Source organism: Streptomyces sp. NPDC041108 (genome assembly GCF_055592645.1).
On the sequence record NZ_JBVIYK010000015.1, the window covers coordinates 108,516 to 134,990 of the forward strand.

Consider the following 26,475-nt stretch of genomic DNA (forward strand, 5'->3'; position numbering starts at 1 on the left):
GCCTCCTGTCCCCTGCCGAACGTGAGCCCCCATGGCATCGAGCGCCCCGTCCACGAGGCCGTCGGAACCGTCGCTCATACCGGAGCCGGTCACGGCGGCCGCCCCGCCCCGTGACCGGCGTCTCTCCCTCGTGGGCCGGGAGCCGTACGTGCTCGCGGTCCTGTTGTTCGCGGCGTACACGGCGGTGTCGGTCGGGCGGTACCTGCGGATGGGGACCCGTTCCTACGACCTGGGCATCTACGAGCAGACCGTGCGGGCGTACGCGCACCTCCAGGCGCCGATCGCCGAGCTGAAGGGGCCGGGGTACAACGTGCTCGGGGACCACTTCAGCCCGGTCACCATGCTGCTCGCGCCGTTCTACCGGGTGTTCCCCTCACCGATGACGCTGCTCGTCGCGCAGGCGGCGCTGTTCGCGCTGTCGGCGGTGCCGGTGACGCGTGCGGCCGCACGGGCGCTGGGGCGGGCACGGGGGCTCGCCCTGGGGGTGGCGTACGGGCTGTCGTGGGGGCTGCAGAACGCCGTCGACTTCGACTTCCACGAGATCTGTTTCGCGGTTCCGCTGATCGCGTTCTCCCTGGATGCGCTGCTCGCCCGGCGGTGGCGCGCCGCGCTGCTCTGGGGACTCCCCCTGGTCCTGGTCAAGGAGGACCAGGGGCTGACGCTGGCGGTCGTCGCGACCGTCGTCGCCCTCCGGGCCCGGCGGCACGGAGCGCCCCGGGTGGTGCCGTACGCCCTCGCGGTCGCGGCGTTCGGCGCGCTCGCCACCCTGCTCGCGTTCACCGTGGTCATCCCGGCCTTCAACACCGCCGGAACCTCCGACTACCTGGCGAAGGTCGGCGGCGAGGGCCCGCTCGACGGCCTGGACGTCAAGATCCGTACCGTCCTGTGGCTGCTGATCCCGACCAGCGGGCTGCTCGCCCTGCGCTCCCCGCTCGTCCTCGCCGCCCTCCCCACCCTGGGCTGGCGGTTCGTCGCCTCCGACCACAACTACTGGGGCACGGCCTGGCACTACAGCGCCGTCCTGATGCCGATGGTCCTTCTCGCGCTCGTCGACGCGCTCCCCGGCGCCCGTCACAGCCTCCGCCCGTGGCTGCGCTCGTACGCGCTGCATCTGCCCGCCGCCGTCCTCGCGGCCTCCGTCGCGCTGACGCCCTCGCTGCCCCTGGGCACCCTCACCGAGGGGTCCGCCTACCGTGTCCCGGCCGAGGTCGGGGCCGTGGAGAGACTGCTGGGCACCATCCCGGACGGAGCCACCGTCGAGGTCAACATCGGCCCCATCAGCCGGCTGACCTCCCGCTGCCGCGTCTTCTGGATCGGCCGGACCGGGGGCCTCGCGCCCGACTACATCGCCTTCAACAACCGCACGGGCTGGGTGAAGGACGTCCCCGCGTACGCCCGTCAGCTCCATCCGCGCGACACATATGTGCTGCGGGGCGTCATCCAGGGGTTCGTCCTGCTGAAGCGCACGTCCCCCGAGCGAGGGCCGGCCCAGGGCTCGGCCTCCTGAAGCCCCGTCCTGCCGGCGGCGTCCCCGGAACAGCCTCCCCTGAACGTCCTACGACGCGTGGAGCCCGGCGCCCGGAAGCCTCCGCTTCCGGGCGCCGGGCCCTCCCCCGGTTTCCCCCGTTCCCCCCGTTCCCCGGGCCCCCGTGCCCGGTGGCTACTCGGTGGCGATCGCGTTCAGGACGTTCATGCGGCCCGCCCGGAACGCCGGGACCAGCGCGGCGAACAGGCCCACGAAGGCCGAGCTGATGAAGACCCCGATGATCGTCGGCCACGGGATGTCGAGGACCTTCATGCCCTCCAGGGCGAGGAGCTGCTGGGCGGTGGCGCCCCAGCCCATGCCCAGCCCCAGGCCGAGAAGCGCGCCGAAGAGGGCGATGACGACCGACTCCAGGCGGATCATGCGGCGCAGCTGGCGGCGGGAGAGGCCGATGGCGCGCATCAGACCGATCTCACGCGTCCGCTCGACCACCGACAGGGCCAGCGTGTTCACGACTCCCAGGATCGCGACGATGATCGCCAGGGCGAGCAGGCCGTAGATCATGTTCAGGAGCTGGTCGATCTGGCCCTTCAGGGCCTCCTTGTAGTCGGTCTGGTCGCGGACCTCGTACTGCGGGTAGTCGTGCAGCGCGTCCTTGAGGGACGTGTACGCGGCCGCGTCCTGACCGTCCTTCGCCGAGGCGAAGAGCAGCTGGTCGAGGGGCATCTTGTCGGCGGGGACGTACGTGGCCATCGTGTCGATGGAGGTGTACATCGCGCCGGCGTCGATGACGACGTCACTGCTGGTGATCGCGCGGACGGTCAGGTCGGCCGTGCGGCCGTCCTTGAAGGCCACGGCGATCTTCGAGCCGAGCTTGATGTCGTGGTCCTTGGCGAACTTCTCGTGGACGGACATCGAGTCGGGCTTGTAGGCGTCCGGCAGCTTGCCCGCGACGACCTCGGTGGCGAGGTCGGTGGCGTAGCTCGGGTCGGCGGCGGTGATCGCCGTGTCCTTGAGCGTCTTGCCGTCGGGGGTGGTGAAGTCGGCCTGGGTCCACTTGTACTCGGTGAAGCTCTTGATGCCCTTCGCGGAGCGCGCGGCCTCGACGGCCTGCGGAGTGATCAGCTCACCGCGGTCGGACTGGATGATGAAGTCCGTGCCGACCGTCTTGTCGAGCTGCTCGGTGGCCGAGGCGACCATGGAGGAGCCGACGACGGACAGGCAGGCGACCAGGGCGAGGCCGATCATCAGGGCGGCACCGGTGGCCCCCGTGCGGCGGGGGTTGCGCAGCGCGTTGCGCTCGGCCATCCGGCCGACCGGGCCGAAGGCCCGCAGGACGACCGCGCCCAGCACCCGCACCACCGCGCCGGCGAGCAGCGGGCCGATGACGACGAAGCCGATGAGGGACAGGACGACCCCGCCGCCCAGCCACATCGAACCCTCGCTCGCCTTGGCGGCGGTGGACGCCAGGTACAGGCAGGAGCCGCCGGCACCGGTCAGCACGAGGCCGATCACGGCCCGGACGACTCCGGCCTTGGCGTCCAGCGGGGCTCCGGCATCGCGCAGGGCGGCCATCGGGGAGACCTTGCCGGCGCGCCGGGCGGGCACGTAGGCGGCGAGGACGGTGACGACGATGCCCAGGAGCAGGCCGACCGCCGGGGTGGTCCAGGCGATGGTGAGGTCGTCGGTGGACAGGTTCATGCCGGTGGCGCTCATCAGCTTCATCAGCCCGATGGCGAGGCCGACACCGCCGGCGACACCGAGGACCGAGCCGAACACGCCCAGGAGCAGCGCCTCGACGAGGACCGACCGGTTGACCTGGCCGCGGCTGGAGCCGATGGCCCGCATCAGCCCGATCTCGCGGGTCCGCTGCGCGACCAGCATCGAGAAGGTGTTGATGATGAGGAAGATGCCGACGAGGAAGGCGATCCCGGCGAAGCCGAGCATGGCGTACTTCATCACGCCCATGAACTCGCCGACGTCCTTGGCGTTGGCGTCCGCGACCTCCTTGGCGGTCTGCACCTTGTAGCCGCCGCCCAGTTCGGCGGAGACGTTCTTCTTCACCTGCGCGTCCGTGAAACCGGCGGCGGCGGTGATGTTGACGTTGGTGTAGACACCGGTCTCGCCGACGAGGGCCTTCTGCGCGGTGGCGGTGTCGAGGTAGAAGATCGCGGCGCCCGGGTTGGTGACCTGGAAGTCGGCGATGCCGGAGACCTTCGCCTCGTGCGTGCCGACCGCGCTGATCACGCCGATCTCGTCGCCGAGCTTCAGGTCGTGCTTGTCGGCGGTGTCCGCGTCGACCATGATCTGGTCCGGGCCACGCGGCGCCTCACCGGAGGAGATCTTCATGGTGCGGGCGTCGTTGGCGTTCCAGTTGCCGACGATGGTCGGGGCGCCGCTGGTGGGCGAGAGGCTGTCCTTGTCGGCGTCGACGACGGTGACCGAGGTGGAGAAGACGGTGCCCTCGGCCGACTTCACGCCGTCCGCGTCACCCGCCTTGTCCACGACGGAGGCGGGCATGACCGGCGGCTTGCCGGTGTCGGACCGCGTCTCCCCGCTGTCCGAGGCGCCCTTGGCGCTGACCGTGACGTCGGAGGAGGTGGCCGCGAACAACTTGTCGAACGTGGTGCCCATCGTGTCGGTGAAGACCAGGGTCCCCGTCACGAACGCCACCGACAGCATGACCGCGATGGCCGAGAGCGCCATCCGCCCCTTGTGCGCGAAGAAGTTGCGCATGGAGGTCTTCATGACAGTCATGACGTACGCCCCCGGGCGTCGAAGTCCTTCATGCGGTCCAGCACGGTGTCGGCGGTCGGCTTGAGCATCTCGTCGACGATGCGGCCGTCCGCCAGGTACAGCACCCGGTCCGCGTACGAGGCGGCCACCGGGTCGTGGGTGACCATCACGATGGTCTGGCCCAGCTCGTCGACCGACCTGCGCAGGAAGCCCAGGATCTCGGCGCCGGCCCGGGAGTCCAGGTTGCCGGTCGGCTCGTCGCCGAAGATGATCTCCGGCCGGGCGGCCAGCGCCCGGGCCACGGCGACGCGCTGCTGCTGTCCGCCGGAGAGCTGGGTGGGCCGGTGCTTGAGCCGGTCGCTCAGGCCGACGGTGTCGACGACCCGGCCCAGCCACTCCTTGTTCGGCTTGCGCCCCGCGATGTCCATCGGGAGCGTGATGTTCTCTATCGCGTTCAGCGTGGGCAGCAGGTTGAACGCCTGGAAGATGAAGCCGATCCGGTCCCGGCGCAGCTGCGTGAGCTTCTTGTCCTTGAGGCCGGTGATCTCGGTGTCGTCGAGGTGGATCTGGCCCGACGACACGGTGTCGAGTCCGGCGAGGCAGTGCATGAGGGTGGACTTGCCGGACCCCGAGGGGCCCATGATCGCGGTGAACTGCCCCCGCGCGATGTCCACGTCCACATGGTCGAGGGCGACGACACGGGTCTCCCCGGACCCGTACGCCTTGACGACCTGCCGCGCCCGCGCGGCAACGGCCGTAGTCCCTCCAGTACCCCCGTGCCTGGTGATGGTCACAGCCGATGTCACGGTATGTCTCCTAAGTCGGGCAGCGGATGGTTCCGTTGCTCAGTGGACGAGCCGTACGAAGCGTGGTGCCGGGCCGTACGCGGTGCTGTGCTGCTGAGTCTGGCCTGCGGAGGGGGCCCGGCGCGCTGGTGCCCAGCGCAGTCTTCTGCTGGGGAAAACCCCACCCCCACCGGTCCGGTACACCGCCCCCCAGCGGCGTAAAGCCAGGTTAAGGACGGCAGGTGCCCGATCTCCTCCTCCGCCGGTACGAACCCGCCCCCAGCCGTAGTGCGGAGGTACCCCTAGGGGTTGTCGCCCGCCGGGAGGAGACGGTCTCGGGGTCGACCTCCTCCCCGTGGTCCGACCATGCTGCACCCTGCCGCGGCGTGAGGGTCAATGGCATGGTGGTCGGCGGCAGATAGGTGCAAGGGGAAGGCATCCGGTGGACGACAGGTCGGCGGGCGGACATCCGACGGACGGCAACCCCTTGGGCGGCGATCCCCTGGGCGCCGCTCACTTGGGCGCCGCTCACTTGGGCACCGACCCCTCGGGCACCGATCCCTCGGGCGGCCGTCCGGCGGACGACGATCCGGTGGACGACGATCCGGTGGACGACGGTCCGGTGGACGACGGTCCGGTGGACTCCGCAGCGGTGGACTCCGCACCGGCCGCGAGACCCGCACGACCCATACGGCCCGCACGATCCATACGGTCCGTACGCCCCAGACGGTCCGCGCGCCCCGAGATTCGCGACGCGGCCCCGCGGGAGGCCGGATCCGGCCGTCGGAAGGCCGTCACCGCCGCCCTGATGCTGGCCATGGGCCTGGCGGCGCTGGACTCCACGATCGTCTCGACCGCCGTACCGCAGATCGTCGCCGACCTCGGCGGCTTCTCCGTCTTCTCCTGGCTGTTCTCCGGCTATCTGCTCGCCGTCACCGTCACCCTGCCCGTCTACGGCAAGCTCTCCGACACCTTCGGCCGCAAACCGGTGCTGGTCGTGGGCGCGGTCCTGTTCCTGCTGGGCTCCCTCCTGTGCGCGCTGGCCTGGAACATGGGCTCCCTGATCGCCTTCCGCGTCGTCCAGGGCCTGGGCGGCGGGGCGCTGCAGGGCACGGTCCAGACGCTGGCGGCCGACCTCTACCCCCTGGAGGAGCGGCCCAGGATCCAGGCCAAACTGTCCACGGTGTGGGCGGTGTCGGCGGTGGCGGGCCCGGGCGCGGGCGGCGTCCTGGCGGCGTACGCGGACTGGCGGTGGATCTTCCTCATCAACCTCCCGCTCGGGGCGGCGGCGTTGTGGCTGCTCGTCCGTCATCTCCACGAGCCACGGCGGGAGTCGACGGGCCGGCCCCGGGTGGACTGGGCGGGCGCGCTGACCGTCTTCGCCGGCGGCGGGGCGCTGCTGCTGGCGCTGGTGCAGGGCGGCGTGGCCTGGGACTGGCTGTCGCTGCCCTCGATCACCCTGCTGGGCACGGGAGCCGCCCTGATCGCCCTGCTGGTGCTGATCGAGCGCCGGGCCGCCGAACCGATCATCCCCGGCTGGGTGTGGCGCCGTCGCACGATCGCGGCGGTGAACCTGGCGCTCGGCGCTCTGGGGCTGCTGATGGTCGCGCCGACGGTGTTCCTCGCGACCTACGCGCAGTCGGTGCTGGGCCTGGCGCCGGTGGCCGCCGGGTTCGTGGTGTCCGTCTGGACGCTGAGCTGGCCGGTGTCGGCGGCCCTCAGCCAGCACGTCTACCGCCGTATCGGCTTCCGGAACACGGCGCTGCTCGGCATCGCCGCGGCCGCGGCACTCCTCTTCGCCTTCCCGTTCCTGCCCTACCCGGGCGAGGCATGGCAGCCGATGCTGCTGATGCTCCTGCTGGGCGCCGCGCTGGGCCTCTTCCAGCTCCCCCTGATCATCGGCGTCCAGTCGACGGTGGCGTGGGAGGAGCGCGGCACGGCCACCGCGTCGATCCTCTTCTGCCGCCAGACCGGCCAGACGCTGGGCGCGGCGGCCTTCGGCGCGGTCGCCAACGGGGTGCTGGCCTCCCGGCTGGGCGGCGCGGGAGATCTGGACACCGTCACCCGCTCCCTCGGCGCGGGCACGGCCGCCGAGCCGGTCCGCCGCGCGATCGCGGACGCGGTCCACGCCGTCTACCTGGGCGCGGCCTGCGCGGCGACGGTGGCGTTCCTGGTGCTGCTGGTGGTGGCACCGCGCAGGTTCCCGGTGCTCGCCGCCGACAGTCCTGACCCTCGTTCAAAAATCTGAGTTAATCCGGGTAACACCCCAGGTCAGCGTGAGATACGTCAAGTAAGCGCATACCGACCGATCAGTTTGTCGAAAAGCTCGCACACCGCCGCACCCACGAGTAGCGTTCACGCCCGCCCCCCTCCCTGCGGTCCGCACCGGACCCGAGCCGCGCAAGGAGACAAAGGGATGACCGACGCTTTCTCGTCACCCCCGCACCAGCCGCCGTACCGACCGCCGTACCCGCAGCACACCTCGTCCCCGTCGTACCAGACCTATCCCTGGGCCCCCCAGGAACCGGTCACGGTCCCGGCCCCCCGGTCCGCCCGCACGTCCTCCCCCCTCGGTCACCACAGCGACCTGCGGGTGCTGCGCAGCGCGTACCGCTGGCAGCGGCGGGTGGCGACGCTGGCCGCGCTGGGCTACTTCGTACTCTTCCTCGTCCTGTCGGCGTTCGCCCCGTCGTTCATGACGAGCGAGGTCAGTGGCGGACTCTCCACGGGCCTGCTGCTCGGCCTGCTCCAGGTCCCGGTGACGTGCCTGGCCATCTGGCTGTACGAGCACACCGCGCGCCACCGGGTCGACCCGCTGGCCGACCGCATCCGCGAACTCGCGGCGGCGGACGCACGGCGGGGGGCGGCGGACGCGCGGCGGGGGGCGGCGGACGCGCGGCGGGGGGCGGCGGACGCGCGGCGGGGGGTCGCCCGATGACCACCCTCACCCCCCTGACCACCGCCGCGGGCGGCCTCGCCGAGTTCAGCGGGTCGGCCCGGGCCATGTCGCTCGTCGGGTTCACGGCGGTCGCCACGATCACCCTGCTGCTGTGCGTGATGACGGGCCCGGACCGGGACGACCTCGACGAGTTCTACACCGGCTACAGCTCCCTCTCCCCCCTGCGCAACGGCCTCGCCATCGCGGGCGACTACATCTCGGCGGCGACGGTGCTGGGCACCGGCGGAGTGATCGCCCTCTTCGGCTACGACGGTGTCGTCCTCGCCCTCAGCACGGCCCTGTCCCTGATGCTGCTGATGTTCCTGCTGGCCGAACCCCTGCGCAACGCGGGCCGGTTCACGATGGGCGACGCGCTGGCCCGGCGGATGCCCGGCCGGTCCGTACGCATCGTCGCCTGCGTCGTCACGATCGCCGCGCTGATGCCGATGATGCTGGTCCAGCTGGCGGGCACCGGCGACCTGCTGGCGTTCGTCCTCGGCTTCTCCAGCGACAGCCTGAAGACCGGTGTCGTGGTGGTCGTCGGGGCGCTGATGATCGGCTACGCGGCTATCGGCGGCATGAAGGGCACCGCCCTCATCCAGATCATCAAGATCGTGATGCTGCTCGGCTCCGGCGCGCTGATCGCCGTACTGATCCTGGACAAGTTCGACTGGGACCCCGGTCTGCTGCTCGGCACGGCGGCCGAGCGGAGCGGCATCGGCACCGCGTACCTCCACTCCGGGCTGCAGTTCGCGGGCGGTCCCCACCCCGAACTCGACATGATCAGCGCCCAGTTGACGGTCGTCCTCGGCGGCGCCTGCCTGCCCCACGTCACCATGCGCATGTACACGGCGAACAGCGCCCGCCAGGTCCGCCGCTCGCTGTCCTGGGCGGTCCCCTCCGTCGCCCTCTTCGTCCTGATCATCTCGGTGATCGGCTTCGGTGCGACGGCCCTGATCGGCCGCGAGGTGATCGCGGGGGTCGACCCGCAGGGCAACACGGCCTATCTGCTGGGCTCCATGGCGGCGTTCGGCACGGAGGTGTCCACGGCGGAGACCCTGCTCTTCACCACGGTCACGACGGCGGTCTTCCTGACCCTCCTCGCCTCCGTGGCCGGGATGATCCTCGCCTGTGCCAACTCCCTCGCCCACGACGTCTTCGCGGCCCGCGCCGGCCGCCCCCTCACCCCGCGCCGCGAGATGACCGTCGCCAGGCTCTCGGCGGGCGCGGTCGGCGTCACGGCGATCCTCCTCGCCACGCTGGTCCAGCACCGCAACCTCCAGCCGCTGGTCACCCTCTCCTTCTGCCTCGGCGCCTCCGCCATCGCCCCCGCGCTCGTCTACGGCCTCTTCTGGCGCCGGTACACCCGTACGGGCCTGATGTGGACCCTCGTCGGCGGCAGCGTCTCCGTCCTGATCCTCATGACCGGGACCAACCTCGTCTCCGGCTCCCCCTACGCCGCCTTCCCCCGCGCCGACTTCAACTGGTTCCCCTTCACCACCACCGGCCTCGTATCCATCCCCCTGGGCTTCCTCGCGGGCTGGCTGGGCACGATCGCCTCCGGCCGCGACCGGGCCACGGAGCAGCGTCGGCAGTACGAGGCCGTGGAGGGGTGGATTCTGGCGGGGGCGACGCGGAGGGACGAGGTCTGAGGGGGCGCCCATGACGCGGGGGGGGGCGGGCCGGTGGGCGGGTGCGGGCCCCCCGAGCCCCCCCCCGGCGCCCTAGTCCGTCAACGCGGACAGGCTGTCCCGGATGCAGTCCATCTGCGCCCGCACCTCGTCCCACCTCTCCCCGTGCTCCCGCAAGACCCGCTCCGTCTCCCGCGCCACCCACTCCTCCCGCCGCCGCGCCTCCGCCAGCGCCTCGGCGGCCCGCTCCTCCGCCTCGTCCCGCATCCGCGCCGCGTCGGCCTCCGCCGCCGCGTAGTCCCGCTCCGCCTCGGCGAGGGCGGCCTCCGCCCGAGCGACCCGTTCGGCCAGCCCCGCGTCGAGCGCGGCCTCCCGCTCGGCCGTCTCCCGCTCGATGCCGGCCACCCGCTCGTCGTACTCCTTGGCCAGCTCGGTGAGCATCCCCTCGGTCCGCTCCCGCACCTCCCGCAGCGCGGCCAGCGCCTCGCCCCGCCTCTCCTTCACCCCGCGCCGGGCCTCGATCCGCAGCTCGTCGGCCTCGGCCCGGGCGGCCAGCACCACCTGCCGGGCCCGCTCCTCGGCCTCGCCCCGCACCTCGTCGGCGTACGCCTGCGCCGCCTCCCGCAGCCGCAGCCCCGTCTCCTCCGCCTCGGCGACGAGCCGCCGGGCGCCCTCGCGGGCGCCCTCGCGAACGGCCGCGGCCTCCTCGACACCGAGGGCGAACAACTGCCGCGCGCCCTCACCGAGCGCCTCGTACGTCTGCGGGGTCAGCCCGGCGACCGTCTCGCGCAGCCGGGCGAGGTCGACGCCCATCTCCCGGGCCAGCACGGTCAGCCGGGCGGCCCGCTCCCACGCGGCGTCCCGGTCCCGTGAGAGGGCCGCCGCGTGGGCGTCGACCTGGTCGGTGCGGTAGCCGCGCCGTACGACGTCGAACTCGAAGTCATGGGGTGCCGTCGGTGCGCTGCTCATGCTGGGCCCTCTCCGCCGGACGCACACGAAATGATGATTTCGCGCACATCTTGATGTATCGGACAGAAAGGTTCATAACGCGACACTCCGTGCGGGGGTCACGGGAGGACCGCCGGCAGCAGGCAGGAGCAGGGACCCGGACAGGGGCGGCCGGCGCACACGAAGGGCCCGGCCGGTCGTACGAGACCGGGCCGGGCCCTCGGCACACATGCGCGTGGCGCGGCGGCGTCAGCCGCGACGGATCACAGCAACCCGTCCCACATCTGCTCCAGCAGCACCGACCACCAGCTCTCCGGCGAGGCGAGCGCCGCCGGGTCGAGCGCGGCGAGCTGCGCCTGGAAGTCGACGGTCCAGCGGCCCGCCTGCTCCTGGTTGAGACCGAACCGCAGCCGCCACATACGGCCGAGCAGCGCCAGGCAGCGCGCGAACTCCGGCAGACCGGTGTTCACGAACTGCGGCGGCACGGGCGCACCGCCCGGCCCCGCCTCCACCGGCACGGCCACGATGTTCGCCGTGCCGTACTGCACACACAGCGCCTTGCCGAAGTCGCTGCCCATCACCAGGTACGAACCCGCGTCGGCCGCCGGCTGCACCCCCCGCTCCTGCGCCAGCTCCGCCAGCGTCGGCACCGGACGGCCCGGCTGGGCCTGCGCCCAGAAGAACGGACCCATGTCGACCGGCAGCCCGGCCACGACCAGCGTGTGCGCCACGATCGGCGGAACACCCTGCCGCGACACCGCCTGCTGGTCGAACCGGAACACCCCCGGCCCGAACGCCGCCGCGAGCTCCTGTCCGATCGCCTCCGGCGGGACCGGCGGCGCCGGCTGCACCGGATGCAGGGGCGCCCGCACCGGCGCGTGCCGGGCCGGACCGTCCGCGACCTGATGCAACTCGCCCTGGTGCGCGATGAGCTGGGCCATGCCCTGCTGCCGGCTCGCATGGTCCTTGCCGTACGGCGCGATGGACGTGATGCGGGCGTTCGGCCACTGCTCACGGATCATCCGCGCGCAGTACGCCCCCGGCAGCTCGCACGACTCCAGCTCCGTGTGCAGCTCCAGCACCGCCTCCGGCGGGATGTTCATGCCCCGCAGCTCATGGAAGATCTGCCACTCCGGGTGCGGCGTGCCCGGCGCCGAACGCCGGATCACCTGCTGCTCGGAGCCGTCCGGCGCCCGGAACCGCAGCACGGCCTGGTAGCCGGGGCCGACGGTCGGCTGACCGACGGGCGGCTGCGGATAGCCGTACGCCGGGGGCGCGCCCATCGGCGGACCGGGCACCGGCCCCGGCTGCCCCGGACGGCCGGGCATCCCGGGTTGGGCACCCGGCGGCATCCCGGGCGCGCCCGGACCACCGACCGGCGGCCCGGCCAGCATCGTCTCGGCGTGGTGCACGGGCCCGGGACCACCGGGACCGCCCGGCCGGCCAGGAGCACCCGGGTGACCGGGAGCACCGGCACCGGGATGACCGGGCGCCCCGGGAGCACCCGGCTGGCCCGGAGCCCCGGGCGGACCCGGCGGCTGCGGCGCGCCCGGACCACCCACGGCGGGCCCGGCGAGCATCGTCGCCGCGTGGTGCATCCCCCCGGCGGGCGTGCCCCCGGGCGGATTCGGCACCCCGGGCGCACCGGGCACGCCCGGCCCACCGGGCTGCCCCGGAGCACCGGGAAGGCTCTCCGGCCCGTTCGGGCCGAGGGCGGAGACCAGCTGGGTCGGCACGTACCCACCCGCCGGAGTACCCGGCGCACCGGGCCCCGACGGCGGCGGAGGCGTGCCGCCCGGAGCACCCGGGGTACCGGGCGGAGCCGGGGGCGGCGGCACACCGGGCCCACCGCCCCGTCGCGGCGGCGGTGCCGCCTTGCTCGTGGCCGCGTCGGCGATGTCACCGGCGTGGGGCGCCGGCGCACGCCCCGGCGGCGGCGTACCAGGACCCTGCGAACCACCGGGCCCCTGCGGATACCCGTACGACTGCGCACCGGGCGGCGGAGTCCCCGGGCCCTGCGGACCACCCGGCCCCTGCGGATACCCGTACGACTGCCCGCCCGGCGGCGGAGTCGCCGGACCCGACGGCTGCTGCTGCGACGCGGCACCCGGCGTACCCGACGCGGAGCCGGGGCCACCCAGGACCGGCGACACGGCCGTCCGGGGAAGCTGGCTGCCACCGGAGATCAGCGCGGTCTGCGCATCCGGCAGCGCGTTGGGCGCCGGAGCGTCGTCCTCGTCGCTCACCTCGGTCAGCTGCCGCGCGAACACCGTCTCCGGCAGCGGCACGGAACGGTCGTCCCCGGCGTCGGCGTTGGTGTCCGTGCCCGCCCACGGCGTCGCCCCGTCGGGCACCCTCGGCACCGCGTCCTGCGGCTCGGTCTCCCTCGGCGGCGGCACCGCGTCCCGCACCTCGTCCTCCGCCGACGCGGCGGCGGGCCACGGCGTGGCGTCGGCCGGCGCGTCGGACACCCCACGACCACCGGAAGGAGACTGCCCCACCGGCCCCGCCAGCGTCTCGGGCAGCGAACCACCGCCCCCGGACGCCCCCTCGGCGCCCACCGAACCGGACCCGCCCGAACCGTCGGCCACCGCGGCCGCCGCACGGGACCCCGCGCCGTCCGAAGCGTCACCCCGGGCGCCCGCACGGTGATCCGGGATCCCCATCCGGTCCGCCGCTTCCTGCAGCCACTCCGGCGGAGTCAGCAGGAACGACGTCTGATTCAGATCCACCCGCGCCGCCGGCGCCGGCGCCGCGGCCGGAGCCTCGTCCACCCGGCCGTACTCCTCCTCGAACCGGCGGATCACCTCACCCACCGGCAGCGACGGCCACAACGTGGCGTCCCCGCTGTCCCGGGCGATCACCAGCCGCTGCGCGCCACCGTCGGACCGCGGACCGTCGGCACGGTCCTCGGCCCACACCACGAACCCGAGGTCGAACTCCCGCACCCGCACCTCACGGTGCTGATAGGCCGGCAGATCCCCGTTGATCCACTCCTCGGCGCGCTCCTGCGCCTGAGCGAACGTCACCATCGAAAACTCACTCCCCCACCGAGGACGCGGCAGCGCCCGCGACGACCGGCACCGCCTGCGCGAAGCCACCGTCCACCATCAGGTTCGCCACCGTCTCCAACTCCGGCGGATTGCCCGCCAGCCGGGACAGGAACGCGTCGAAGTCCGCACCCGCGGGGAGCAGCAGCCGCTCCACCCGCTCGGCCGGCGGCCACGACGGATCGACGTCACGGGCGTCGTCGTACGCACAGAACCAGACCGACCCGATCCGGTCGCCCTTCACCTTCACCGCGAGAATCCCGCCCTGCGCGAACGCGACGGCCAGATAGTCCTTGGTGAGATGGTCCCGCAGACACTTGTTGACATACACCAGATCGTTGACCGCGGCCTCGTCCCGCACCGTGAAGAACGGCTGGTCGACCAGCAGACCCAGCTCCGCGTCCAGCGCCGCCCCGACCGGGGCACAGCCACCCGCCGCCTTCAGGAACGACCGGTACGCACCCGGCAGCCGGTACCCGAGATCCTCCTCGACCCCCTGCACCTGCGCCTCGGTCACCGCCACCGCCGACGACTTCGGCAGCCCGAAGTGCGCCGGCCGGGTCTCCTGCAACGGCCGCGTGCCCCGCTTGTGCTGGTCCACGCGCGCCGTCGCGATACCACCGTGGTGCCGCAGCAGCGCCTTCACCTCGACCGGCACCAGCTCCAGCCGCCGACCGCCCGGCGCGTGATGCCACGTCCAGCCGTGCGGCGTCGCCACCGGCGGGATCGTGTCCCACAGCTCGTGCCCGGTCGCCGCCAGCGCCGCGTTCGCGGACACGTAGTCCGTCAACCGCAGCTCGTCCACCCCGAATCCTTCCGGAGGATCGGCGATCTCCGCCGCGGCACGCGCGTAGGGCGAGAAGTCCGGATAGCCGTGCGCGTCAACACGGACACCCCTCGGATGACGTGCGGCCCGGACGGGGTCCGGGAACTGCACGACCTGCCCGGCGTAGGCCGCGTTCGGCGGCGCGGCTTGCTGCCCGAGCCGACCTGTCGTCATGGCGGTAGCCCCCTGCGGCGTTCTGTGTGACCTGCTCTGGCTGCGACGTGCTCTGTCGTACCACTCTCCGACAGCAGAAAAGGCCCTGATACGGCCCGTTCCGCCCGCCCTCGATCGCAAGACCGAATGGATCGCGGTGGTCGACAGCCTATGCGGTACGACGACACCGGTCACCGGGCCTCCGCTTCCGTGACCAGCCGTCACGCCACCCTCACGGAACGCCGAAGCCCGGGCGTGTCGAACTGCCCCAGCTTCCGCACGGGCCACGCCGTTTGGCACTCTGTGTCCCCTGGCGGGGTAGGCACAGGAGGGGATCACGTTCATGAGCGCGACGCAGGCGGGACCTTCGGGCGACCCCCGCATCGGCTGGAGCACCGCGGAACAACCGCACGCCCCCGCCCTCCTCCACCGCCGCGACGGCATCCTGCCGACCGTGGCCGCGGCCCTCTCCGTACGCGGCGAGACCCTCACCGGCACGGCCGCCCGCGGCGACCACGCCCCGCCCCTGCACCCCCTGGTCCAGGAGTTCCTCGACTCCCTCGCCACCGCGCAACGCGACCGCTTCACCGGCCGCTGCGCCGAGGCCATCCTCATCTCCCGCCACATCACCGCCGCCGACGCGACCCGCAGCAGGCGCGCCGCCCGCAGACCCATGTCCAACGGCGAGGCCCGCAAAGCCCTCAAGCAGGCCAAACTCACCACCCGCCACATCCGCGAGGACGGCGACCCCCTCCACGGCGCCTTCGCCACCCCCTGCCGCTCCTGCGCGGCGCTCAGCGCCCACTTCGGCGTCCGCGTCGTGGACCCGGCACAGGAGAACTGAGCCGGATCCACCCCACCGGGCCCCACCGGACACCCTCCCGGCCAGGAACCTCACCCCCCGGAGATCGCGTCAGAACACACGAAACCGCTCCGGGACCGCGAGCCACCTGATACGCCAGAACCACGGGCCCCCTCCCGACCCGAGCGCGAACCACCGACGAACCCCCGACGAACAAAGGGCAGATGCACACCGACCGCACCTCCACCACCCGCTTCTCCGTCCCCGTCGACGCCGCCCTGCGCACCGCCGGGTGGCAGCCGGGCCGCTGGGACATAAAGCAGGCCGAGATCTGGGCCGACACCCTGCGCGAGCACACCTCCCCGGCCGGCCACCGCCACGCGGTCTTCCCCGCCGCCGTCGAGGCATGGGCCGAGTTCGGCGGCCTCCACCTCACCGCCCAGGGCCCCGGCCGCCGGCTCGCCCCCGCCGACCTCCACCTCGACCCGCTGCACGGCCTCCACATGGCCCGCACCCTCGGGGACCTCGGCCGCGCCCTCGACACCGAGGTCTGCCCCCTCGGCCACGAGACCGCCACCCGCTCCCTCATCGCCATCGACGCCGAGGGCCGCACCTACGCCCTCGACCACACCGGCGACTGGTACCTCGGCCCCACCATCGACTCGGCCCTCACCACCCTCCTGACAGGCACCGACCCGACCCGCCTGACGGCGCACTGAACACGGACCGACGACACCGAACGAGACCCGCGGCCCCGCCTCCAGCCAGCCAGCCAGCCAGCCAGCCAGGGCAACAATGCAAGGCCCGGAGGACACGGCGACACCCCGGCGCGCACCGGAGAACGCGCCACCCCGGACCACCCCCCACAAGCCCCTACGACGCCGGAATCACCGCGGACACCCGGAACCCCCCGGCATCCGTCGGCCCGGACACGAAAACGCCCCCCAGCTCCGCCACCCGCTCCTTCATCCCGAGCAACCCGTTCCCCCCGCTCGGCAACCGCGCCGCACCCGCCGCACCCGGGACCGGCGGCGCCCCGTTCTCCACCTGCATCGCTATCTCCGCCGCCCGATGCGCCAGCCGCACATGCGTCTTCGCCCCCGCCGCATGCTTGTGCACGTTCGTCAGCGCCTCCTGCACCACCCGGTACGCCGTCTGCTCCACCTCCGCCGCGTACACCCGCACCTCCCCCTCCACCGACAGCTCGACCACCATCCCCGCCGCCGCCGACTGCCCCACCAACGCCTCCAGCTCGGCCAGACACGGCCCCTCACCGGCCTCGTCCTCCGCCCGCGAGGCCGCGGCCGCCGCCGCGGCACCCACCGCCGCCAACGGCACGGGCAACGGCGCCGGCTCCACCCGCGCCATCGACGAGAACCCCTCACCCGACCGCAGCACCCCGAGCATCTCCCGCAACTCGGTCAACGCCTGCCGCCCCATGTCCCCCACGAGCGCCGCGTTCCGCACGGCCTTCTCCGGATCCTTCCGCGCCACGGCCTGCAGCGCGGCCGCGTGCACCACCATCAACGACACCCGGTGCGCCACCACGTCGTGCATCTCCCGCGCGATCCGGGTCCGCTCCTCACCCCGGGCCCACTCGGCCCGCTCCTCCGCCCGCTCCGCGAGCAGCTGCAACTCCCGCTCCAGCGAATCCGCCCGCTCCCGCAGACTCTCCATCAGCCGCCGCCGCGCCCCGACGTACAACCCCAGCAGCACGGGCGGCGCCGTCAGCCCGATCGCCATCGTCGACGCCAGGAACGGCGCGAACGCCTCCCCGCCCCCGACCGCACCGTCCCCCTGCAGATCACTCTGGGTCGCCTGCACGAACCACACGATGAACACACCGGCGAACGCCATCCCCGACAACGCCCCGATGATCCGCCGCGGCGCCTCCGACGCCGCCAGCGTGTACAGCCCCACGAGCCCCATCAGATACCCCATCTGAGCGGGCGCGACCGCGATGAACACCAGCACGACCGCGACGGGCCACATCCGCCGCACCAGCAGCACGGAACCGGCGAGCGCCCCGAACGCCACCCCCACGGCCTCCGGCAGCCCGGCGTTCCGCGCGAACGTCACACCCTCCACCGCGCACTCGACCGCCGACACCAACGCCAGCCCACCGTCGAGGAACACCCCCCGACGCCGCTCCCACCACCACGGCCCGGCCCCGTCCCCCGTCCCGGCCGCGGTGTGGTCTTCCCCCGTCGTGGTCATGACCCAAGCCTACGTTCGAGCGCCCCCGCTTTTCCGGCGAGTTTCCCGTACTGGCCTACACCACGCCACACATTCGAACAGAAGCGAAACCGCCCGGTATCCCTCGAACTGCTGAATCGCCCGCCGTTCGACCCCGGAACGGATCATTCCGTCCGACGTTATGCCCATGGCACATCCACATGGCAAGTACGCCGACTTCGAGGGCTTGCGGGAACGGGCTGTCGCCCTGCGACGGGCAGGTCGCAGCCCGCGGCAGATCAGAGACGAACTCGGCGTCCGTAACAGCGAAACACTTCAGCGGCCCGTCGAAGGCGAACCACCTCCAGAATGGACGAAGCGCCCCAACGCCAAGGACGACCTCCGGGAGAAGGCGCGAGAGCTCCGGCGACAGGGCTGGACGTACAACCAGATCCAGGCCGAGCTGGGTTGCTCGAAGAGCTCGGTGTCACTCTGGGTGCGCGACTTGCCGACACCAGAGCCTCGCCGCACACCCGAGGAGCAGCGGGCACGGATGAACGCCGGGCTCACACGGCTGCGAGCGGAACAGGACAGCGAGCGCCAGGCCGTCAAGCAGGCTGCGGCAGCAGCTGTCGGCGGACTCTCGGACCGTGAGCTGTTCCTTGTGGTGTCGGCCTCTACTGGGCCGAGGGCTCCAAGGACAAGCCCCACCGCCGCACCGAGGTCCTGCAATTCATCAACAGCGATCCGAACATGATCAGAGTCTTCCTGCGCCGGCTGGCGCTCCTTGACGTGGCATCAGACCGCTTGACCCTGCGAGTCAGCATCCACGAGTCCGCAGACGTGGAGGCCGCGGAGAGATACTGGGCCGACATCGTCGGCGTCGACGTGTCCGCATTGAGCAGGGCCACACTCAAGAGGCACAACCCACGCACGGCCCGAAAGAACACGGGCGAGACCTATCATGGCTGCCTCACCATCTACGTCCGACAGAGCGCCGATCTTTACCGTCGCATGGAAGGTGCCTGGTACGGCATAGTAGAAGGCGCCACTCGACAGCCCGACTAAATGTCCGGTTTGATTGAGAATAATCCCCTGTGGTGTAATTGGCAGCACTGTGGCTTTTGGTGCCATATGTCCGGGTTCGAGTCCTGGCGGGGGAGCCAAGCTCAGTTCGGGTCCTGACCCCAGCACCACGGTCAGGACCCGCTCACATTTCCCCCTCACAACGCCCCGGTATCCTGCGGATGACAACCCCCTCCTCATCCACAGCCGAAGGGCATCCCCGTGAGCGCAACCCGCCCGGCAGCCGTCGTCGTCCTCGCAGCGGGTGAGGGCACCCGTATGAAGTCGGCCACACCCAAGGTTCTGCACAGCATCTGCGGCCGTTCGCTGGTCGGTCACGTCCTCGCCGCCGCGCGTGAGCTGGAGCCGGAGCACCTGGTCGTCGTCGTGGGGCACGCCCGCGAGAAGGTCACCGCGCATCTCGCCGAGGCCGACCCCGGCGTACGGACGGCGGTGCAGGCGGAGCAGAACGGCACGGGGCACGCCGTGCGGATGGGGCTGGAGGAGCTGGGCGGGGTCGTGGACGGGACCGTGGTCGTCGTCTGCGGCGACACCCCGCTGCTGACCGGGGCGACCCTGCGGGCCCTGGCCGCCACCCACTCGGCGGACGGGAACGCGGTGACCGTACTGACGGCCGAGGTCCCGGACGCCACCGGTTACGGCCGGATCGTGCGTGACGGCGCCTCCGGCGCGGTGACGGCCATCGTGGAGCACAAGGACGCCACCGAGTCGCAGCGGGCGATCCGTGAGATCAACTCCGGGGTCTTCGCGTTCGACGGGCAGCTCCTCGCGGACGCCCTCGGGAAGGTCAGGACCGACAACAGCCAGGGTGAGGAGTACCTCACGGACGTGCTGGGGATCCTGCGCGAGGCCGGGCACCGGGTGGGGGCCTCGGTCGCGGGGGACCATCGTGAGATCGCGGGGATCAACAACCGTGTTCAGCTCTCCGAGGCGCGGCGGATCCTGAACGACCGGCTGCTCACCGAGGCCATGCTCGCCGGGGTGACGGTGATCGACCCGGCCACGACCTGGGTCGACGTGACCGTCACGTTCGAGCAGGACGCGCTGATCCATCCGGGCACCCAGCTGCTGGGCGCCACGCACCTGGCCGAGGGCGCGGAGGTCGGGCCGAACACGCGGTTGAAGGACACGCGGGTGGGGGCCGGCGCGCGGGTGGACAACACGGTGGCGGACGGTGCGGAGGTCGGGCCGCAGGCGAGCGTGGGGCCGTTCGCGTACATGCGTCCCGGTACGCGTCTGGGACCGAAGTCGAAGCTCGGTACGTATGTGGAGACGAAGAACGCGACCGTCGGCGAGGGCACGAAGATCCCGCATCTGTCGTACGTGGGTGATGCCACGATCGGCGAGTACTCGAACATCGGTGCGGCGAGTGTGTTCGTGAACTACGACGGGGAGAGCAAGCACCACACGACCGTCGGGTCTCACTGCAAGACGGGTTCGGACAACATGTTTGTGGCGCCTGTCACGGTCGGGGACGGTGCGTACACCGCCGCCGGGTCCGTGATCACGAAGGATGTGCCCCCCGGTTCGCTGGCCGTGGCCCGTGGCCAGCAGCGGAATATCGAGGGTTGGGTGGCTCGTAAGCGTCCGGGGAGCGCGGCGGCGAAGGCCGCCGAGGCCGCTGCCCGGGAAGACGAAAGCGCAAGCTGACCGGAAACAGGTGCGCCAAGGACGTCGTACCGTGATAGGTGCACACCCGCACCCCAGCTGAGCGAGCGGCTTCCGCGTGCCTGGCTGAGAACCTCTGAGGAGACAGTGCTGTGACCGGGATCAAGACGACCGGCGAGAAGAAGATGATGTTCTTCTCCGGCCGCGCCCACCCCGAGCTTGCCGAGGAGATCGCCCAGCAGCTGGGTGTCGGGGTTGTCCCGACGAAGGCCTTCGACTTCGCGAACGGCGAGATCTACGTCCGTTACCAGGAGTCGGCGCGTGGTGCCGACTGCTTCCTGATCCAGAGCCACACTGCTCCGATCAACAAGTGGGTCATGGAGCAGTTGATCATGATCGATGCGCTGAAGCGTGCGTCGGCTCGTTCGATCACCGTGATCGTGCCGTTCTACGGTTACGCGCGCCAGGACAAGAAGCACCGTGGACGTGAACCGATCTCGGCGCGTCTGATCGCGGATCTGATGAAGACGGCGGGTGCGGACCGGATTCTCGCGGTCGACCTGCACACGGACCAGATCCAGGGCTTCTTCGACGGGCCTGTCGATCATCTGTTCGCGCTGCCGCTGCTGGCGGACTATGTGGGCGCGAAGGTGGACCGGGACAAGCTGACGGTGGTGTCCCCGGACGCGGGCCGTGTGCGGGTGGCGGACCGTTGGTGCGACCGGCTGGGCGCGCCGCTGGCGATCGTGCACAAGCGGCGTGACAAGGACGTGGCGAACCAGGTGACCGTCCATGAGGTCGTGGGTGAGGTCAAGGGCCGGGTGTGTGTCCTGGTGGACGACATGATCGACACCGGTGGCACGATCTGCGCGGCCGCGGACGCGTTGTTCGCGCACGGTGCGGAGGACGTCATCGTGACGGCGACGCACGGTGTGCTGTCGGGTCCGGCCGCGGATCGGCTGAAGAACTCGAAGGTGAGCGAGTTCGTGTTCACCAACTCGCTGCCGACGCCGAGCGAGTTGGAGCTGGACAAGATCACGGTGCTGTCGATCGCGCCGACGATCGCGAGTGCGGTGCGTGAGGTGTTCGAGGACGGTTCGGTGACGAGCCTCTTCGACGAGCAGTAGGGCTCGCGGGCGTTCGCCGGAGATCGTTTTGGGTGCGGCCTTCCTTACCGAGTAGACTGCTGCAGTTGCTCGGCGAGGGAGGCCGTACCCGTGTGTACGGCGGTCCGTTATCGACGCGCTCTTCGTAGCAGGCCGATGTTTGGCCGGGTGACCACCTTTCCCCCGTTCTACGAGGAGTGATCATGTCCGAGGTCAAGCTCGCCGCGTCGACCCGTACCGAGTTCGGCAAGGGCGCTGCCCGCCGCATCCGTCGTGACGCCAAGGTTCCCGGTGTTCTCTACGGTCACGGTACCGACCCGCTGCACCTGACCCTTCCGGGTCACGACCTGCTGCTCGCGCTGCGTACGCCGAACGTCCTGATCTCGCTGGACATCGACGGCAAGGCCAGCGAGCTGGCGATCCCGAAGTCCGTGCAGCGTGACCCGATCAAGGGTTTCCTGGAGCACGTCGACCTGCTGCTCGTGAAGAAGGGCGAGAAGGTCAACGTCGAGATCCCGGTGCACACCGAGGGTGAGCTGGCGGCGGGTGGCAACCTGCTGGAGCACGTCCTGAACGCGCTGCCGGTCGAGGCCGAGGCCACGCACATCCCCGAGTCGGTCACGGTCTCCGTCGAGGGCCTGGAGGCCGGCGCGTCCGTCCTCGCGAAGGACATCACGCTGCCGAAGGGCACCACCCTGGCTGTCGACGGCGACGCCGTCGTCCTCCAGGTCCTGGCCGCGCAGGCGGAGGAGCCGTCGGAGGAGTCCGCCGAGGGTGACGAGGCCGCGGAGGCCTGAGCCCCCGCTCTGTCTTAGGTTCGTCAGCCGCTGCTTCCCTCCGGGGGGTGGCGGCTGGCGCGTATCCGCCCGCGTATCAAGGAGACATGCACGTGACGACCGATCCGAGTGCTCCCTGGCTCATCGCCGGGCTCGGCAATCCTGGGCCCGAGTACGCGGCGAACCGGCACAACGTGGGGTTCATGGTGGCCGATCTGCTGGCTGAGCGGATCGGGGGGAGGTTCAAGCGGGCCGGGAAGGCGCAGGCCCAGGTCGTGGAGGGCCGGATCGGTCCGCCGGGGCCGGCGAACCGCCGGGTGATCCTGGCGAAGCCGATGTCGTTCATGAATCTCTCGGGTGGGCCGGTGACCGCTCTGCGGGACTTCTACAAGGTGCCGGTGGCGAACATCGTCGCGATTCATGACGAGTTGGACATCGACTACGGCGTGCTGCGGTTGAAGTTCGGTGGTGGTGACAACGGTCACAACGGGCTGAAGTCGATGACGAAGGCGATGGGGTCGGACTACCACCGGGTGCGGTTCGGGATCGGTCGTCCGCCGGGACGGATGCAGGTCGCGGACTTCGTGCTGAAGGACTTTTCCGCCGCGGAGCGCAAGGAGTTGGACTATTTCGTGGACCGGGCGGCGGACGCGGTGGAGTGTCTGGTGATCGAGGGGCTGGAGCGGGCGCAGGGGACGTACAACTCCTGAGCCGATCCGGACAAGTCCCGATTCGTGCGCTCGTGGGCGTCGACCTGCGGGAGTTGACCGACCACAGGGGCATGGCCAATGATCCCCGCCATGCCCGCCACCAAAGCACCCTCTCACCGTTCGCGGCGCCGTCGGCGTCGGGGCGGCGGCGGTACGTCGGTCGCGCTGCGGTACGGGCGGCTGGCGGCGATGGGCGTGATCGCGGTGGTGCTGCTGATCGCCGGGGTGTGGGGTTCCTGGGGCTGTGCCCAGCACGTGATGCTGAGCAAGGGGCGCGAGCAGGGCACGATGACGGTGTCCCGGTGCTCCGGTGAGACCTGCTGGGGTCCGTACGAGCCGGTGTCGGTGGGGTCGCGGGCCCGGGACAGGGTCGACATCGAGCGGTCGGTGGCGGTGGAGACGGGTGAGACGTACACCGTCGTCGTGAAGCCGGGCAGCAGTGACGTCGTACGGACGGGTCCGGCGGGTCTGCTGCACGCGTGGGTGCCGCTGGGTGGGGCGTTGTTGCTGGCGGCGGTGGTCGTGGCGGGTGGGCTGCGGATGGTGCGGTCGGCGTGGGTGCTGGGCGGGCTGGGGTTCGCGCTCATCACGGCGGCGTGGGTGGCGCTCTGACTCTGCGGCGGATGTGCGGCTGCCGGCAGGTGGGGGCTTCTCGCGCAGTCCCCCGTGCCCCTGAAAGACCGGGCCCTGCGCCCCTGAGAAGCAGGGGCGCAGGTGAACTGCGCGAGCAGCCCTCACCGGGCCGCCCGCCGCGAACGGACCCTCCGAGGTCAGCCCGTGTTGCGCAGCCCCGCGGCCACACCGTTCACGGTGAGCAGCAAGGCCCGGGCCAGCAACGGATCGGCCTCGTCCCCCGCGGCCACCGCGTCCCGCTGGCGCTTCAGCAGGGCGACCTGGAGGTACGAGATCGGGTCGAGATAGGCGTCGCGGATGGAGAAGGTCTGCTGCAGGACGGGGTTGGCGTCGAGGAGCTTCTCCTCGCCGGTGACGCGCAGCACCTCTTGGACGGTCAGCTCGTGTTCGGCCCGGATGGTGGCGAAGACGTGCTTGAGGTGGTCGGGAACGAGGGTGTCGACGTAGTGCTGGGCGATCCGCAGGTCCGTCTTGGCCAGCGTCATCTCGACGTTGGAGAGGAAGTTGCGGAAGAAGTGCCACTGCTCGTGCATCTCGTCGAGCACGGTGTCCAGGCCGGCTTCGCGCAGTGCCTTCAGGCCGGAGCCGACGCCGAACCAGCCGGGCACGATCTGCCGTGACTGGGTCCAGCCGAAGACCCAGGGGATGGCGCGCAGTCCGTCGAGGGAGACGCCCGAGCCGGGGCGGCGGGAGGGCCGCGAGCCGAGGTGCAGGTCGGCGAGCTGGTCGACCGGCGTGGAGGCGAGGAAGTACGTCGGCAGGTCGGGGTCCTCGACGAGCTTGCGGTAGGCGGCGTGGGCGGCGTCGGAGACGAGGTCCATCGCGGCGTCCCAGCGGGCGAGGGCGTCCTCGGACTGGCGGGGGGCGGTGTGCAGCGCGGACGCCTGCAGCGTGGCCGCGACCGTGAGTTCGAGGTTCTCCCTGGCCAGGGACGGCACGAGGTACTTGTCGGAGATGACCTCGCCCTGCTCGGTCACCTTGATCTCGCCCTCCAGGGTGCCCCAGGGCTGCGCGAGGATCGCGTCGTGCGAGGGGCCGCCGCCGCGGCCGACGGTGCCGCCCCGGCCGTGGAAGAGACGCAGGCGTACGCCGTACCGGTGTGCGACGTCGCGCAGGCGGCGCTGTGCCCGGTGGATCTCCCACTGCGAGGTGGTGATGCCGCCGAACTTCGACGAGTCGGAGTAGCCGAGCATGACCTCCTGGACGTCGCCGCGCAGGGCGACGAGCCGTCGGTAGGAGGGGTCGGCGAGCATCTCTTCGAGGATCGTGTCGGCGGCCTTGAGCTCGTCGGTGGTCTCCAGGAGCGGGACGATGCCGATCCTGGCCCAGCCGGCGTGCAGGTCGATGAGGCCGGCCTCGCGGGCGAGGACGGTGGCGGCGAAGACGTCGTCGGCGCCCTGGCACATCGAGATGATGTAGGACTCGATGACCTCGGGGCCGAAGACGGCGAGCGCCTTCTTGACGGTCTCGAAGACGCCGAGGGTCTTGGCGCCGGCGGCGTCCAGCGGTGCGGGGGTGGGGGCGAGCGGGCGGCGGGAGCGCAGTTCGCGGGCGAGGAGCTTGTGGCGGTACTCGCGGGGCATGTCCTCGTAGCGCCAGGACTCCTCGCCGAGCCGGTCGAAGAGCTGGCCGAGGGCGTGGTGGTGGGCGTCGGCGTGCTCGCGGACGTCCATGGTGGCGAGCTGGAGGCCGAAGGCGGAGAGGGTGCGGATGGTGCGGTTCATCCGGCCGTCGGCGAAGAGGCCGCCGCGGTGTTCGCGCAGCGAGGTCTGGATGAGGGTGAGGTCGCGCAGGAGTTCGGCGGTGCCGAGGTAGTCGCGGCCGTCCTCGTGCGGGATGCCCTTGGCGAGGCGCTGCTTGGTGTTCTCCAGCTTCTGCCGGATGCAGGTGGCCTTGAGGCGGTAGGGCTCCTCGGCGTTGAGGCGCTTGTAGCGGGGGCTGATCTCGGGGAGGGCTTCGAGGTCGGCCTGGAGGGAGGTCAGCAGTTCCTCGGTGGCGCCGGTGTAGCGGATGGAGTTGGAGAGGAAGCCGCGCAGTTCGTCGATGAGTTCGAGGGCGTCGTTGATGCCGTGTTCGTGCTGGAGGATGAGGACGTCCCAGGTCACCTGGGGGGTGACGTTGGGGTTTCCGTCGCGGTCGCCGCCGATCCAGGTGCCGAAGGTGAGGGGGCGGGTGGCGTCGGGGATCGTGACGCCTACGCGCTCCAGCTCGGCCGTCAGGTCCTCCAGGACGTCGCCGACGGCGCCGGCGTGCAGTTCGTCCAGGTAGTAGATGGCGTTGCGGGCCTCGTCGGCGGGCTCGGGGCGTACGACGCGCAGTTCGTCCGTCTGCCAGACGAGGTCGATGTTCTCGGCCAGTCGGGTGTCGTGGCGGCGGCGGTCGGAGTCGATGACGGGGGTCTCCAGCAGCGCGGCGATGCGCCGGAGCTTGTTGAGGACCGACCGGCGCGCCGCTTCGGTGGGGTGGGCGGTGAAGACGGGGCGGACGTTGAGGTTTCCGACCGTTTCGCGCACGTGTTCGGGGTCGGCGTCCTTCAGGCGATCGGCGGTACGGGCGAGCAGGCCGCCCTCGGCGGCACGGCGTGCCCTCAGCTCGCGGCCGCGGTGTACCTGTTCGGTGACGTTGGCCAGGTGGAAGTAGGTGGAGAAGGCGCGGACGAGCTTGGCGGCGGTCTCCAGCTCGGTGCCGCGCAGCAGGTCGGCGGCGGCTTCGCCGTCCTCGCGGGTCAGGCGGCGGACGCGCTCGACCAGGTCCAGGAGGTCGGGGCCCTCCTGGCGTACGAGGGTCTCGCCCAGCAGATCGCCCAGGCGCCGGATGTCGGCGCGCAGTTCGCTGCTGACCGTGGTGGTCTGGTCGTCGGCACTGCTCACAGGTGCGGCTCCTTGCAGTGTTGAAGCTCGTCCGGAGGGGAACCCGGGCGGGACCCGGTGGCGGCGACCCTCGCGGGCCCCGGCGTCCGGGCGGGATGCGGAGCGGACCGCGCTGTCCGACCGAGTCCAGGATAGGCGTCCGCGCGGGCGCCTCCGGAG

18 protein-coding genes, 1 tRNA gene and 1 pseudogene are annotated in these 26,475 nt (G+C 71.6%); 13 read left to right on the plus strand and 7 right to left on the minus strand.

All coding sequences use genetic code 11. The features are described 5' to 3' along the window. Nucleotides 1-31: 31 nt before the first annotated feature. Complete coding sequence (locus tag ACZ6BB_RS32935; RefSeq protein WP_471618770.1) at nucleotides 32-1,507, plus strand: DUF2079 domain-containing protein; 1,476 nt, start codon at nucleotides 32-34, stop codon at nucleotides 1,505-1,507. Between the two features lie 153 nt (nucleotides 1,508-1,660). Here ACZ6BB_RS32935 and ACZ6BB_RS32940 read toward each other — a convergent pair whose 3' ends face one another. Together ACZ6BB_RS32940 and ACZ6BB_RS32945 are read right to left on the minus strand one after the other, a co-directional pair. Continuing rightward, nucleotides 1,661-4,240: an ABC transporter permease gene (locus ACZ6BB_RS32940; protein ID WP_471618771.1), complete on the minus strand. Its 2,580-nt coding sequence runs from the start codon at nucleotides 4,238-4,240 to the stop codon at nucleotides 1,661-1,663. Then, the gene (locus tag ACZ6BB_RS32945; RefSeq protein ID WP_471618772.1) at nucleotides 4,237-5,025 is read right to left on the minus strand and encodes an ABC transporter ATP-binding protein; all 789 of its coding nucleotides are present in this window, start codon (nucleotides 5,023-5,025) and stop codon (nucleotides 4,237-4,239) included. Before ACZ6BB_RS32945 ends, ACZ6BB_RS32940 begins: the two co-directional genes overlap by 4 nt. A gap of 724 nt (nucleotides 5,026-5,749) precedes the next feature. On the opposite strand from ACZ6BB_RS32945, the gene ACZ6BB_RS32950 reads away from it, so the two are divergent. From ACZ6BB_RS32950 to ACZ6BB_RS32960, 3 genes are all read left to right on the plus strand, one after another. Further along, nucleotides 5,750-7,252, plus strand: coding sequence for an MFS transporter (locus ACZ6BB_RS32950; RefSeq protein ID WP_471618839.1), 1,503 nt, complete (start codon nucleotides 5,750-5,752; stop codon nucleotides 7,250-7,252). A 168-nt stretch (nucleotides 7,253-7,420) separates the two neighbouring features. Then, nucleotides 7,421-7,942 carry a DUF485 domain-containing protein gene (locus tag ACZ6BB_RS32955; protein WP_471618773.1) on the plus strand — a complete coding sequence of 174 codons (522 nt, stop codon included), beginning with the start codon at nucleotides 7,421-7,423 and terminating at the stop codon, nucleotides 7,940-7,942. Next, nucleotides 7,939-9,594 carry a sodium/solute symporter gene (locus ACZ6BB_RS32960; RefSeq protein ID WP_471618774.1) on the plus strand — a complete coding sequence of 552 codons (1,656 nt, stop codon included), beginning with the start codon at nucleotides 7,939-7,941 and terminating at the stop codon, nucleotides 9,592-9,594. The genes ACZ6BB_RS32955 and ACZ6BB_RS32960 overlap by 4 nt, the downstream gene beginning before the upstream one ends. 72 nt (nucleotides 9,595-9,666) lie before the next feature. Here the strand turns inward: ACZ6BB_RS32960 and ACZ6BB_RS32965 are convergent, their stop codons facing one another. The 3 genes from ACZ6BB_RS32965 to ACZ6BB_RS32975 all read right to left on the minus strand — a co-directional run bounded on the left by ACZ6BB_RS32965 (nucleotide 9,667) and on the right by ACZ6BB_RS32975 (nucleotide 14,571). After that, the gene (locus ACZ6BB_RS32965) at nucleotides 9,667-10,542 is read right to left on the minus strand and encodes a cellulose-binding protein (RefSeq protein WP_471618775.1); all 876 of its coding nucleotides are present in this window, start codon (nucleotides 10,540-10,542) and stop codon (nucleotides 9,667-9,669) included. 242 nt (nucleotides 10,543-10,784) lie between these two features. Next, the gene (locus ACZ6BB_RS32970) at nucleotides 10,785-13,553 is read right to left on the minus strand and encodes an SUKH-4 family immunity protein (RefSeq protein WP_471618776.1); all 2,769 of its coding nucleotides are present in this window, start codon (nucleotides 13,551-13,553) and stop codon (nucleotides 10,785-10,787) included. A 7-nt stretch (nucleotides 13,554-13,560) separates the two neighbouring features. Next, a complete protein-coding gene (locus tag ACZ6BB_RS32975) occupies nucleotides 13,561-14,571 on the minus strand; it encodes an SMI1/KNR4 family protein (RefSeq protein ID WP_471618777.1) in 1,011 nt (336 codons plus the stop codon). Nucleotides 14,572-14,893: 322 nt separating this feature from the next. Between ACZ6BB_RS32975 and ACZ6BB_RS32980 the strand changes: the two genes are divergently transcribed. Beyond that, nucleotides 14,894-15,394 carry a YwqJ-related putative deaminase gene (locus ACZ6BB_RS32980; RefSeq protein WP_471618778.1) on the plus strand — a complete coding sequence of 167 codons (501 nt, stop codon included), beginning with the start codon at nucleotides 14,894-14,896 and terminating at the stop codon, nucleotides 15,392-15,394. 182 nt (nucleotides 15,395-15,576) lie between these two features. After that, nucleotides 15,577-16,071 (plus strand): SUKH-3 domain-containing protein, encoded by a 495-nt coding sequence (locus ACZ6BB_RS32985; protein WP_471618779.1) that lies wholly within the window; start codon nucleotides 15,577-15,579, stop codon nucleotides 16,069-16,071. A 154-nt stretch (nucleotides 16,072-16,225) separates the two neighbouring features. Here ACZ6BB_RS32985 and ACZ6BB_RS32990 read toward each other — a convergent pair whose 3' ends face one another. Then, complete coding sequence (locus ACZ6BB_RS32990; RefSeq protein WP_471618780.1) at nucleotides 16,226-17,569, minus strand: sensor histidine kinase; 1,344 nt, start codon at nucleotides 17,567-17,569, stop codon at nucleotides 16,226-16,228. Between the two features lie 166 nt (nucleotides 17,570-17,735). Here ACZ6BB_RS32990 and ACZ6BB_RS32995 point away from each other — a divergent pair. From ACZ6BB_RS32995 to ACZ6BB_RS33025, 7 genes and pseudogenes are all read left to right on the plus strand, one after another. After that, nucleotides 17,736-18,595, plus strand: a pseudogene (locus ACZ6BB_RS32995) (hypothetical protein). A gap of 23 nt (nucleotides 18,596-18,618) precedes the next feature. Then, nucleotides 18,619-18,693, plus strand: a tRNA-Gln gene (locus tag ACZ6BB_RS33000). Nucleotides 18,694-18,814: 121 nt separating this feature from the next. Then, on the plus strand, nucleotides 18,815-20,263 hold the full coding sequence (gene glmU, locus ACZ6BB_RS33005; RefSeq protein ID WP_471618781.1) for a bifunctional UDP-N-acetylglucosamine diphosphorylase/glucosamine-1-phosphate N-acetyltransferase GlmU: 1,449 nt from the start codon (nucleotides 18,815-18,817) through the stop codon (nucleotides 20,261-20,263). A 110-nt stretch (nucleotides 20,264-20,373) separates the two neighbouring features. Beyond that, entirely contained in the window at nucleotides 20,374-21,348 is a 975-nt protein-coding gene (locus ACZ6BB_RS33010; protein WP_059079911.1) for a ribose-phosphate diphosphokinase, read from the plus strand. Nucleotides 21,349-21,530: 182 nt separating this feature from the next. Next, nucleotides 21,531-22,124, plus strand: coding sequence for a 50S ribosomal protein L25/general stress protein Ctc (locus ACZ6BB_RS33015; RefSeq protein ID WP_471618782.1), 594 nt, complete (start codon nucleotides 21,531-21,533; stop codon nucleotides 22,122-22,124). Between the two features lie 86 nt (nucleotides 22,125-22,210). Then, on the plus strand, nucleotides 22,211-22,813 hold the full coding sequence (gene pth, locus ACZ6BB_RS33020; RefSeq protein ID WP_319366307.1) for an aminoacyl-tRNA hydrolase: 603 nt from the start codon (nucleotides 22,211-22,213) through the stop codon (nucleotides 22,811-22,813). A gap of 90 nt (nucleotides 22,814-22,903) precedes the next feature. Further along, the gene (locus ACZ6BB_RS33025; protein ID WP_471618783.1) at nucleotides 22,904-23,425 is read left to right on the plus strand and encodes a hypothetical protein; all 522 of its coding nucleotides are present in this window, start codon (nucleotides 22,904-22,906) and stop codon (nucleotides 23,423-23,425) included. 158 nt (nucleotides 23,426-23,583) lie between these two features. On the opposite strand, the gene ppc is transcribed toward ACZ6BB_RS33025, so the two are convergent. Beyond that, nucleotides 23,584-26,316 (minus strand): phosphoenolpyruvate carboxylase, encoded by a 2,733-nt coding sequence (gene ppc / locus ACZ6BB_RS33030; protein WP_471618784.1) that lies wholly within the window; start codon nucleotides 26,314-26,316, stop codon nucleotides 23,584-23,586. Nucleotides 26,317-26,475: the final 159 nt, after the last annotated feature.